General features: G+C 62.0%; 11 protein-coding genes. 9 read left to right on the plus strand and 2 right to left on the minus strand.

Annotated features, from left to right (window positions below; genetic code table 11):
• Positions 1-4: 4 nt before the first annotated feature.
• Positions 5-3,445, minus strand: a complete 3,441-nt coding sequence (locus tag AUC43_RS15770; RefSeq protein WP_068195768.1) for a pyruvate carboxylase — start codon at positions 3,443-3,445, stop codon at positions 5-7.
• Between the two features lie 164 nt (positions 3,446-3,609).
• On the opposite strand from AUC43_RS15770, the gene AUC43_RS15775 reads away from it, so the two are divergent.
• From AUC43_RS15775 to AUC43_RS15815, 9 genes are all read left to right on the plus strand, one after another.
• Positions 3,610-4,212 (plus strand): hypothetical protein, encoded by a 603-nt coding sequence (locus AUC43_RS15775; RefSeq protein ID WP_068195771.1) that lies wholly within the window; start codon positions 3,610-3,612, stop codon positions 4,210-4,212.
• Between the two features lie 89 nt (positions 4,213-4,301).
• On the plus strand, positions 4,302-4,856 hold the full coding sequence (locus tag AUC43_RS15780) for a hypothetical protein (RefSeq protein ID WP_157781125.1): 555 nt from the start codon (positions 4,302-4,304) through the stop codon (positions 4,854-4,856).
• 82 nt (positions 4,857-4,938) lie between these two features.
• Positions 4,939-5,652, plus strand: a complete 714-nt coding sequence (locus AUC43_RS15785; protein WP_068195777.1) for an SDR family NAD(P)-dependent oxidoreductase — start codon at positions 4,939-4,941, stop codon at positions 5,650-5,652.
• Between the two features lie 117 nt (positions 5,653-5,769).
• Complete coding sequence (locus AUC43_RS15790; RefSeq protein WP_068195780.1) at positions 5,770-7,095, plus strand: cryptochrome/photolyase family protein; 1,326 nt, start codon at positions 5,770-5,772, stop codon at positions 7,093-7,095.
• 25 nt (positions 7,096-7,120) lie between these two features.
• Entirely contained in the window at positions 7,121-7,777 is a 657-nt protein-coding gene (locus tag AUC43_RS15795) for a TetR/AcrR family transcriptional regulator (RefSeq protein ID WP_068195782.1), read from the plus strand.
• Positions 7,778-7,787: 10 nt separating this feature from the next.
• Complete coding sequence (locus AUC43_RS15800) at positions 7,788-9,116, plus strand: ABC1 kinase family protein (protein WP_068195785.1); 1,329 nt, start codon at positions 7,788-7,790, stop codon at positions 9,114-9,116.
• Between the two features lie 56 nt (positions 9,117-9,172).
• Complete coding sequence (locus AUC43_RS15805) at positions 9,173-9,718, plus strand: hypothetical protein (RefSeq protein WP_068195788.1); 546 nt, start codon at positions 9,173-9,175, stop codon at positions 9,716-9,718.
• Positions 9,719-9,758: 40 nt separating this feature from the next.
• Positions 9,759-10,634, plus strand: coding sequence for a dienelactone hydrolase family protein (locus AUC43_RS15810; RefSeq protein ID WP_068195791.1), 876 nt, complete (start codon positions 9,759-9,761; stop codon positions 10,632-10,634).
• 111 nt (positions 10,635-10,745) lie between these two features.
• Positions 10,746-11,216, plus strand: a complete 471-nt coding sequence (locus AUC43_RS15815) for an Mpo1 family 2-hydroxy fatty acid dioxygenase (protein ID WP_068195794.1) — start codon at positions 10,746-10,748, stop codon at positions 11,214-11,216.
• 57 nt (positions 11,217-11,273) lie between these two features.
• Here AUC43_RS15815 and AUC43_RS15820 read toward each other — a convergent pair whose 3' ends face one another.
• Positions 11,274-11,990 carry a hypothetical protein gene (locus AUC43_RS15820; protein ID WP_068195797.1) on the minus strand — a complete coding sequence of 239 codons (717 nt, stop codon included), beginning with the start codon at positions 11,988-11,990 and terminating at the stop codon, positions 11,274-11,276.
• Positions 11,991-12,008: the final 18 nt, after the last annotated feature.

The following is a 12,008-nucleotide window of genomic DNA, read 5'->3' on the forward strand; positions in this document are numbered from 1 at the left end:
GAATTCAGCCCAACGTCAGCACCAAGTCGTCGGCTTGCACGCGGCTGCCTTCGGGCAGCACAATGCTGTCGACCACCACATCCTGCGGCGCAGTGATGGTGGTTTCCATCTTCATGGCTTCGATGACGAAGAGCGGCGTGTTTTTGGGCGCGGACTGGCCGGGCTTCACCAGCACCTTGCTCAACATGCCTTGCAGCGGCGCGCCCACCTGGTGCGGATTGGCCTTGTCGGCTTTGGCGTTGCTGACCTTGGTGACGGCCACTGACTGGTCGCGCACTTGTAGGTTGCGGGTCTGGCCGTTGAGGGTGAAGAAAATGGTGCGGTAGCCTTCCTCGTTGAGCGTGCCCACCGACTCGACACGCACAATTACCGACTTGCCCCGGGCTATTTCGATGATGGTTTCCTCGCCCGGCTTGAGGCCGTAGAAGAATACCGACGTGGGCACTTTGCTCACGTCGCCGAACTTCAGGCGGTGCGCCCAGTATTCCTCGAACACCTTGGGATACAGCAGCGACGAGAGCATGTCGGTGAACTTCCCGCCCGGAAACTTCTCCTGAAATGCTGCCCACTCCTTATCAAAGTCGATGGGTGCCAAGTGCTCGTTGGGCCGGTCGGTAAACGGCGTCTCGTTTTTGAGAATGAGCTTCTGCAGCTCGGCGGGCCAGCCTCCCTCGGGCTGCCCAATGTCGCCGCGAAACAGCTCGCGCACCGATTCGGGGAAGTTCAGGGTTTCGCCTTTTTCCATCACGTCTTGAGGCGTGAGGTTGTTGCTCACCATGAACAAGGCCATGTCGCCCACCACTTTGCTGCTCGGCGTCACCTTCACAATGTCGCCAAACAAGTCGTTCACGTCGGCAAAGCGCTGCTTCACTTCTTCAAACTTGTCGAGCAGGCCCAGCGAGGCCGCCTGCGGGCGCAGGTTGGAGTACTGCCCGCCCGGAATCTCGTGCTGGAACACCTCCGAGGTGCCTGCTTTCAGGCCCGACTCGAAAGGATAGTACATTTCGCGCACCGCTTCCCAGTAGTTGCTGAACTCGTTTAACGACTGCTGGTTGAACTCGCGGTGGCGCGGCGTGTGGCGCAGCATTTCTACCACCGAGTTGAAATTGGGCTGCGAAGTGAGGCCCGATAAGGAGCCAAGCGCCACGTCGATAACGTTGACGCCGGCTTCCACGGCCTTGGCGTAGGTAGCCGCCTGCAGCGACGACGTGTCGTGAGTATGCAGGTGAATTGGCAGCTTCACGGTGTCGCGCAGGCCCTGTATCAGCTCTGTGGCGGCGTAGGGCTTGAGCAGGCCGGCCATGTCCTTGATGCAGAGGATGTGCGCGCCGGCATCTTCGAGCTGCTTGGCCAGCTTCAGGTAATAGTCGAGCGTGTACTTGGTGCGGCTGGGGTCGAGAATGTCGCCGGTGTAGCAGATGCAGGCTTCGGCCAGCCGGTCGGTTTTGTTGCGCACGAAGCCGATGCACGCCTCCATGCCCTTGAGCCAGTTCAGGGAATCGAAAATGCGGAATACATCGACGCCAGTTTCGGCGGCCTGCTGCACAAACCGCTCGGTCAGGTTGTCCGGGTAGGCCTTGTAGCCCACGCCGTTGGCCCCGCGGATGAGCATTTGCAGCAGAATGTTGGGGATGGCTTCGCGCAGCTTGGCCAGCCGCTCCCACGGGTCTTCGCGCAGGAAGCGCAGAGCCACGTCGAAGGTGGCGCCGCCCCAGACTTCCAGGGAGAAGGTTTGGGGGTGCTGCTGGGCGTAGGCGCCGGCCACTTTCAGCATGTCCCAGGTGCGCATGCGGGTGGCCAGCAGGCTTTGGTGGGCGTCGCGCAGGGTGGTGTCGGTGTAGTGCACCAGGGGGTCGGCGCGCAGCCACTGGGCAAAGCCTTCTGGGCCCAGCTCGTGCAGCTTCTGCTTGGTGCCGGGCGCGGGCGCCGCGTGGTCGAACTGCGGGAGGCGCGGCCGGCGCGGGTTGGCGCGCGGGTCGAGCAGGTTTTTCACGTCGGGGTTGCCGTTCACCACCACTTCGCCAATGAAGCCGAGCAGGCGCGTGGCCCGGTCTTGGCGGGTCTCAAACTTGAACAGCTCGGGGTGGTCCTTGATAAAATCAACGTTGGCCTGGCCGGCCTGAAACTCCGCGTTGCCAACAATATTCTTCAGGAACTGGATGTTGGTTTGAACGCCGCGCACCCGGAATTCGTCGAGGCTGCGCAGCATTTTCTGGGCCGCGCCCTGCAGCGTGGGCGCATGGGCCGACACCTTTACCAGCATCGAATCGAAAAACGGCGACACCACCACGCCCTGGTACACCGAGCCCTCGTCGAGCCGGATGCCGAAGCCGCCGGCCGCCCGATAAGCCACGATGGTGCCGTAGTCGGGCTTGAAGTCCTTTTCGGGGTTTTCGGTGGTGATGCGGCACTGGATGGCGAAGCCCGCCCGCAGCGGCACCACGTCGGGGCCCAGCCCAATTTCGGGGTCGTTGAGCTGGTAGCCGGCGGCGATATAAATCTGGGTTTTAATCAGGTCCACGCCCGTAATCATCTCCGTTACGGTGTGCTCCACCTGGATGCGGGGGTTCACTTCGATGAAGTATATCCGGTCCTGCTCGGGGTTCACCAGGAACTCCACGGTGCCCACGTTGTCGTAGCCCACGGCCCGCCCGATGCGCAGGGCGTACTCGTATAGGAGGTGGCGCTGGTGGTCGGGTAGGTTCATGGCCGGGGCCACTTCCACCACTTTCTGGAAGCGGCGCTGCACCGAGCAGTCGCGCTCGTAGAGGTGCACGAGGTGGCCGTGGTGGTCACCCACCAACTGCACCTCGATGTGCTTGGGCCGCTCCACGAATTTTTCCAGGAACACGGTGTCGTCGCCGAAGGCATTCATGGCCTCGTTGCGGGCCTCAAAAAAGCCTTTTTCCAGCTGCTCGTCGTCGCGGATGATGCGCATGCCGCGCCCGCCGCCGCCGCTGGCCGCCTTCAGCATCACGGGGTAGCCAATGCGGTTGGCCTCGGTTCTGGCGGTTTCGAAATCGACTAGGTCGGCCTCGCTGCTTTCAATCTGGGGCACCTGGCAGCGTTGGGCTACTTCCTTTGCCCGCACCTTGTCGCCGAGGGCTTCCATTACCTCGGGCCGGGGACCGACGAAAACGATGCCTTCCTCGGCGCAGCGGCGCGAGAGCGTGGCGTTTTCGCTCAGAAAGCCGTAGCCCGGGTGAATGGCGTTGGCCCCGTTCTCCTTGGCCACCCGCAGCAGGCCTTCGATGTCGAGGTAGGGCTTCAGCGGCTCGTCGTCGCGGCCTATCTGGTAGGCTTCGTCGGCCTTGTAGCGGTGCAGCGAGTACCGGTCTTCGTAGGTATAAACGGCTACCGTGGGGATGTTGAGCTCGGTGGCGGCGCGCATCACGCGAATGGCAATTTCGCCACGGTTGGCGACCAGGAGTTTGGTTATGTTCATATGCGAGGAGTAAGACAAGCGCGCTTACGGCGAAACTACGTCATAGGCTGCCCAATTTAGGATTTGCCTGGAGTAGAATTACGCAGCTCAGGTGCAGCAAATACCTGATAGCTGTATACCGCTATATTTGGCTCAACTTGGCTGCGACAGTCCGCCCTTTGCTTATGATGCGCTTCCGCTATCTCCCCGCCCTGCTGCTAAGCCTGGCGGCGCGGGCACAATCGGCGGCGCCGCTTCCGGCTCCTGCCAGCCCAGGCGCTTGGGGCGGTGGCATTGGCATCGGCAATGGCCTGGAAATCCACGCTGATTACCTCAAAGGGCACCTGCTGCTAGTGGGACGCAGCCGCTATAAGTGGTGGGGGCCCCAGGAAGGCCCCGGTTCCAGCAACTTGCTACAGAATTTCAACACCCGTTCGCGGCAGACCGAAGTGGCCGCCCTGGCCGGCTACGGCCTACCCGTAGGCCGCGGCCTTGCTTATGCAGCAGCCGGCGTGGGCTACGTAGCCGGCCGGGAGCTCGGAGCCTACTGCTACACGATTAGAAGCAACAACTTCTTTTCCAACGACACCCATTACTATGCTTACCGCAGCTACCAGGCCATTGGAGTTCCGCTGGAAGTGGGCTTGCTAACCCCGGGCACGAAACGGGGCTTGGGTATCGGGCTCGCGTTTCAAACTAACCTCAACCCCGAGAAGTCCGTGTACTGCCTGCTCCTCACGTTCTGGGGCGGCCAGCTTGGCGCTTCCCCTTCGGGCCACGGCAACTAATGGCCCAGCAGCTCACGCCTTATTTACCCGCCACTTTTCCTGCCACGATGCGTCCACTTCTTACTCACTTGCACGGACATATGCTCTTCATGGGGTTATTGCCCCTGGTGGTCGGCTGCTCGCTTACGTCCAGCGAAGTGGAGCCGAACTTGCCCACCGGACGCATCAGCGGCGGCAACACGCTCGTTTACCAGGCCGAGGGGTTGCCCGTGGTGGCTCACAACGATTCCAGCTTCGGCACCATCATCAGCTCAATATTTGGCGGAAAGGGCCCGGTTAGCGGCTATCTGGATTTCACCAACCAGCTGGTTATTCATGGGGTGGATAGCCAGAACCCGCCGGCAGCCGGCCAAAAGCAGCACGTGCTGCACCTGGAGTTGCCCGCGTTTCAAGGACCAGGCACTTACGCACTTGGCGCGCCGGAGACATTCTACCAAGTGTCGGTGTTCAACAGCGACAAGCGCTTGGATTCGCCCCTGACTTTCTATCCCGTTTCAGCACCAGGGGCGCGGGTTACGGTTACGCAATGGGATGCTGCAAGCAGGCACCTGCAAGGCACTTTCTCAGTGAAGTTGGTTGAGCAGGGCACTGGTCAGTCGGTGGCGCTCACCGACGGGCGTTTCGACCTGATTCTCGACCAGTAGCCTCCGCGGCCGGGCGGCAAAACATGTGGGCAGCATAGGGGTTAGGAAGTCATCTCCCGCCCGCTATTCTTCACTTCCCCGCATGGATTTCACCGACAAAAACATTCTGCTCATCGGCGCCTCGTCGGGCATCGGCTTGGCCACGGCGCAGCTGCTCAGCCAGCTGCACGTGAACTTGTTCACCGCCTCCCGGCACCTGTCGCCGGAGCTGGAAGCCCTGGGCACCACGCACATTGTCTATGATGCCACCCAGCCCGTCGGCACTGCTTTCGACGGGTTGCCGGAGGTGCTGCATGGCGTGGCTTACTTCCCGGGCAGCATCAAGCTGCGGCCGTTCGAGCGCATTCCCACCGATGATTTTCAGGCCGATTTTGACTTAAATGTGCTGGGTGCCGTGCGGGTGCTGCAAGCCACCATCAAGCGCCTGAAAAAGGCCGAAGGCGCCTCCGTGGTGCTGTTCAGCACCGTAGCCGCCGATACGGGCATGAGCTTCCACACCAGCATCGCCACGGCCAAGGCGGCGGTGGAAGGCCTCACCCGGTCGCTGGCCGCTGAGTACGCCGCCAGCGGCGTGCGGGTCAACTGCATCGCGCCTTCCCTTACCAACACGCCCCTGGCTGCGGCCTTGCTCAACTCGCCCGAGAAGGTGGAAGCCGGCGGCAAGCGCCACCCCTTGCAGCGCATCGGCCAGCCCCAGGACCTGGCGTACACGGCCTCGTTCTTGCTCTCCGACCACAGCTCTTTTGTCACCGGCCAAGTGCTGGCCGTGGACGGCGGCCTGGGCAAGCTGAAATAGGAGCCCGGTTGTCAGCTATTAGTTGTCAGTTGCTCGTTGTCAGTTTTCAGCAACAGCCAGCTAGTGGTAGTAGAAAACCAACAACTGACAACGAGCAACTGACAACTAGACTAAACTATGAAAATCTGCATTTTCTGGCACCGGCGCGACCTGCGCCTTCACGACAATGCCGGCCTGGCCGCCGCCCTGGCCAGCGGCCTGCCGGTGGTACCACTTTTCATCTACGACCAGGACATTCTCGACCACCTGCCCAATAAGGCAGATGCCCGGCTCACCTACATTTTTGATGAAGTGGAGCGGCTGGCCGCGGCCACCGAAGCGGCCGGCGGCACCTTCCTGGCGCGCTACGGCAAGCCGGTGGAAGTGCTGGAAAAGCTAGTCCAGGAGTTTAAGGTGGCGGCTGTGCACACCAACGAAGACTACGAGCCCTACGCCACCCAGCGCGACACCGAGGTAGGCACGATGCTGCAAAAGCATGGGGTGAAATTTCTGCTTTACAAAGACCAGGTCATCTTCGCCAAGGATGAAATCCTGACCAAATCGGGCACCGTGCCCAAGGTATTCGGCGCCTACCATAAAGCCTACCTGGCCAAGCTCACCGATGCAATGCTGTTGCCCTTCGGCTCGGCTGCGGCCTTCACCAAGGCTCGTTTGCAGCAGCTTGAGCCAGCCCAAGCCGGCCCCCGCCCCACCCTGGCCAGCTTGGGCTTCGAGCGGCTGGAGCAATACGTGCCCACCGCCGACCTGCCCGCCGAGGCCGTGGTGCGTACCTACGACAGCACCCGCAACATACCCGCCCTGCAAAATGGCAGCACCCGCATATCGGTGCAGCTGCGCTTCGGCACCCTCAGCGTGCGGCAGGTGATGCGCCAGGCGAAGGCCCTGAATTCGAAGCTGCTTTCCGAAATCATGTGGCGCGATTTCTTCATGATGCTGCTCTGGCACTTTCCCAACACCGCTACCGAAGCGTATGACCCCAAAATGCGGAACGTGCCTTACCGCAACAACGAGCAGGAGTTCCAAGCCTGGTGCGAGGGCCGCACGGGCTACCCACTGGTGGATGCTGGCATGCGCGAGCTCAACGCCACCGGCTACCTGCCCAACCGCGTGCGCATTGCCACAGCCGGCTTTTTGGTGAAGCACCTGTTTATCGACTGGCGGTGGGGCGAACGGTATTTTGCCGATAAGCTGATGGACTACGAACTGGCCAACAATGTGGGCAACTGGCAGTGGGTGGCCGGCACGGGAGCGGTAGCAGCCCCGTGGTTTCGGGTGTACAGCCCTCAAAACCAACAGGAAACCGTGGACCCCGAACTGGAATACGTGAAACGGTGGGTGCCCGAAGTGGGCACCGCCGCCTACCCCGCCCCCATTGTCGACCACACGTTTGCCCGCCAACGGTCGGGGGAAGCCCTGCGGGCGGCCCGCAATGCGGCATTGTAAACCGTAGCGCAGCAGGCTCGAACCTATGCCCTACCGAGGCGGTTCCAACTACATGGAAAAGGACCGCATCAAACAAGCCTATCTCAGCTTCGTGCTCAACGAAGGCCACCCGCCGCAGTCGGTGTTTAAGCTCACGCAGCAGCTGGGCATTGCGGAGCAGGAATTCTACCAGCACTACCCCAATTTTGAAGCCATCGACCGCGAGTTGTGGGCCGATTTTGGCCGGCAGACGCGCACCGCTGCCGCATCCGAGCCCGTGTGGGAAAGCTACGGCAGCCGCGAAAAGCTGCTGGCCTTCTACTACACGCTGCTCGAGATTCTCAAGCAAAACCGCTCGTATGCCCTCATGAGCCTGCGCCGCTCGCTGCACCGCATGCCGGCGCTCACGCCCCGCGTGCTCGACGATTTCCGGCAGGATTTTGAGCTGTTTGTGAGCGACTTGCTGCGCGACGGCCGGGTGAGCGGCGAAATCGCCAACCGCCCACTGGTGCAGGAAGGCTACCCCCGTTTATTCTGGCAGCAGGCGCTGTTCGTGCTGGGCTTTTTTGCCAAAGACGACACCGTAAACTTCGAGCGCACCGATGCCGCCGTGGAAAAAGCCGTGACGCTAAGCTTCGACCTGGTGGGCCGCAACACCCTGGATTCGGCCGTGGATTTCGTGCGGTTTTTGGTGCGTCGCTAATCCTGCCTTGATGTCCGACGAACCCCAAACCTCCCTGCCCACCACCAAAGTGGCCCGGGCCGCGCGCTTTGCCAAAACCGGCATCAGCGTGGGCGCCAACTACGTGAAGCACTATGCCAAGCGGGCCGTGGGCGCCGAATCGACCACCGAAGACCTGCACGCGGCCAACGCCGCCGAGCTCTACGGCGCCCTGAGCGAGATGAAAGGCTCGGTACTGAAGGTGGCCCAGATGCTGGCGATGGAGAAAAACATGCTCCCCACCGCCTACGCCGACCAGTTTGCCAAAGCCCAGTACCAAACGCCGCCGCTCTCCGGCCCGCTGGTGGTGAAGGCTTTTCGCGATGCGTTTGGGCAGTCGCCCTATACCTTGTTCGACGAGTTTGAGCCCGAAGCCCGGCAGGCCGCCAGCATCGGCCAGGTGCATCTGGCCCGAAAGGACGGCCGCCCGCTGGCCGTGAAGGTGCAATACCCAGGCGTGGCCGCGAGCATTAAATCCGATATTAACTTGGTAAAACCCATTGCCCTGCGGGTGATGGGCCTCAGCGAAAGCCAGGTGCGGCCCTACCTGGAAGAAGTGGAAGCGCGCCTGCTGGAAGAAACCGACTACCAGTTGGAGCTGCGGCGCGGGCAGGAAATCGCGGCCCAATGCCAGGGGCTGCCGCACCTGGAGTTTCCGGCCTACTACCCGGAATATTCCACGGCCCGCATTCTGACCATGGACTGGCTCGGCGGGCAGCACCTGAAAGAGTTTCTGACCACCAACCCAGCGCCGGAAGTCCGCAACCAGCTCGGCCAGGCGCTCTGGGACTTCTACCAGTTCCAGTTCAACACCCTGCACCGGCTGCACGCCGACCCGCACCCCGGCAACTTCCTGCTTCGCGCGGAGAACGGTGGCACTATGGGCGTGCTGGATTTCGGCTGCGTGAAAGACGTGCCGCAGGACGTGTACGAGCTGTTTACCGCCCTGCTGGCTCCCGAAACCATCGTCGACGAAGCCCGGCTCGCCTCGCTGCTCACGCAGGCCGGCGTGCTGCGTGCCACCGATGCCCCGGCAATGCGGGTGCTCTACCTGCGGACCCTGCAGGTGTCGCTGGAGCTGGTGGGCCGCCCCTTCCGGCAGGCCACTTTCGACTTCGGCGACCCCACGTACATGGCCGCGCTCTACGCCCTGGGCGACGACCTGATGGCCGACCCTGAACTGCGCAAGCAGCGCGAACCCCGCGGTTCCGAGCATTTCATTTACCTCAACCGCACCTACGTGGGCTTGTTTGCCCTACTAACTGAGCTGGGCGCTGTGATAGAAACCCACGTGCCCACTGTGGCTGAAGTTACAGTTTAGCAATTTCAGAAATTGAGCTAAAAGCTGGCTCAACAGGCCGTGCTACCTTCGCGGCCATGAATATCCGGGCGGAGCTACTGCGGGAACACTCGGCGCGCCAGACCAAGCGGCTGACCGAGTACGCCTGCTCGCACCCGGCGTGCCTGGCCGAGCTGCTGCAGGTGTTCTGGTACGGCGAGCCGCGGGAGCGGCAGCTGGCGGCCGATGTGCTCGGCTGGGTGGGCCAGCGGCGGCCGCAGTGGCTGGTGCCGCACTTGCCGGGCCTGTTGGTCGCGGCACAGCCCAACCCAGGCCAGCACCCGGCGCTTCGGCGCAGCGTGGCGCGGGTGCTGCAATTCGTGCCGGTGCCGGAAGCGTTGCAGGCGCTGGCCTTCGATACTTGCCTGGGCATGCTGCAATCCCCAGCCGAGTCGGTTGCCATCCGCGCCTATGCGCTGAGCGCCGCCGTGCGCCTGGCCATGCCCTACCCGGAACTGACGAGCGAGCTGCTGGCAGCGGTCGAGGACGTGCTGGCAACCACCAAGTCGGCCGCCTTGCACAGCCGGGCCGAGCGGGAACTCCCCAAACTTCGCAGTGTTTTGCGGGAAGATTTGCCGGGTTAGTTGTTGCGTAGCCACATTCGCTCCAATTCTCACCATTCCCATGAAAAAACTACTTACCCTCGGCGCGGCCCTGCTCAGCATCACCTTCTCCGCTTCGGCCCAACAAATAGCCAGCTGCTGCGCCAAGCCGGCCGGCAACCTCTCGGCCTCGGCCACGGAGGCCTTCGCCATGCTGGCCGCCGACAAAGACTTCTCGGGTGGCCACGATGCGCCTCTGCCCTTCGTGTTCACCGGCGAAGGCAAGGATATTACCTTCAAAACCCCCGACGGCGCCACTGGCCGCGGCTACGAAATCAAAAGTGCCACGCCCAGCAACAAGTACCTGTTCGTGATTCACGAGTGGTGGGGTCTGAACGACTACATTAAGAAGGAAGCCGCTACCTTCGCCAAGGAGTTGCCCGGCGTCAACGTCATCGCCGTGGACCTCTACGATGGCAAAGTGGCTACCACGCCCGAAGAAGCCGGCAAATACATGGGCGAGGTGAAAACCGAGCGCGCCGTGTCCATCCTCAAAGGCGCGCAGCTGTACGCCGGCCCCAAGGCGCAGTTTGCCAGCATCGGCTGGTGCTTCGGTGGCGGCTGGAGCTTGCAGCAAGCCCTGCTCGGCGGCAAGCAAACGGTGGGCTGCGTGATGTACTACGGCATGCCCGAAAAGGACGTGGCCAAGCTCAAGACCCTGAACTCGGACGTGCTGGGCATTTTCGCCAGCCAGGACAAGTGGATAAACCCCGAGGTAGTGAGCCAGTTCAAGAAAGACATGGCCGCCGCCGGCAAAAAAGTAACGGTGTACAGCTACGATGCCGACCACGCCTTCGCCAACCCCTCCAACCCCAAGTTCAACAAGGAGTTTGCCGCCAAGGCCCACAGCCAGGCGCTGGCTTACCTGCGCACCAAATTCAAGGTAAAAGCCTCGTAATGCCGACTACCCGATAACAAAAATGCCTTCCCAATCGGGAAGGCATTTTTTATGCTAATTTGTTGGCCCTTACAAACTACCTGGCTCAATTTTCACCTTCCTGGAATTCCCATGGCCTCGCTCTCTGCCCTCTTGTCCGAATACGGTGAAAGCCATCAAAACCCGACCAACAAGCTGGTGCACTGGGTGTGCGTGCCGCTTATCATGTTTTCGCTGCTGGGCCTGCTTTGGGCCGTGCCGGTGCCGGCGGCCATTCAGCGCATCAGTCCCTGGCTCAATTGGGGTACGCTGGTGATGGTGCTGGCCCTCGCCTACTACGTGCGCCTGAGCGGCCGGCTGGCCCTGGGCATGGTGCTGGTGTGGGTAGCCATGGCCGGCACCCTGCACTTGGTGGCCGAATTGGCCATACTGCCGCTGTGGGCCGTTTGCCTCATCATTTTTGCGCTGACTTGGGTGGGTCAGTTCTGGGGCCACAAGGTAGAAGGCAAGAAGCCCAGCTTCCTCAAAGACCTGCAGTTTCTGCTGATTGGGCCACTCTGGCTGCTACACTTCGTGTACCGCCGCCTGGGCTGGAGTTACTAAACGGAGCGCTTCGTGAGGTGGTACGGATAAGGGTATTACTCACGAAGCGCCGCATGTTTAGGCCATGGCCAACAAGCCGGCCAGCTCAGCCACGCAGTCGGTGAGCTGCTCCCAGGCGGGCAGCACGAAGTACTGGTCCTGGTAGCGCGCGCCGGTCACGGGCGTCTTCAGTACCGTGGCGAGGTCGAACACCAACCGCGGCGTGTTCTCGTTCACGCAGTGGTGGATTTCGCCGGCCGAAGAAAGCAAGCCCGCGCCGTAGAGCCGGGGCTGGCCCTCGTGCTGCACCAGCCCAAATTCGGCGGTGAAGAAATAGAGCGCCCACAGCTGCTCGCGGGCCGACGAGCCCACCGGCTGCGCCCGGTACGCCTGCCCTAGCATGTGCAGGAAATCGGCCAACCCTTCGTCCAGTAGCATGGGCACGTGCCCAAACAAATCGTGGAACAAGTCGGGCTGCGGGCTGAAATCGAAGGCGTGCATGGGCCGGATGCGGGTCACAATCGGGAAGCGGCGCTCGGCCAGCAGCTCGAAGAAAGCGGCCGGCTCGAAGGGCCGCCCCACCGGCGCGAGCTTCCAGCCCGTCTCCTGAAAAACGGTGGCACTGAGCTCGCCGATGTCCGGGATTACCTCGCGCCTCATGCCCAAGCGGGCCAAGCCCCGGGTAAACGCTGGCGCGGCCCGACGATGCAGCAGCGCGGTCTGGCGGTCAAAGAGAATCTTCCAGATAAGCTGGTCCTGGCCGGTGGCAGTTGCGGGATTGAGCTTGGCAAACATGAGAATTGAGCTAATAAT

This window comes from Hymenobacter sedentarius, assembly GCF_001507645.1.
Classification (GTDB): Bacteria; Bacteroidota; Bacteroidia; order Cytophagales; family Hymenobacteraceae; genus Hymenobacter; species Hymenobacter sedentarius.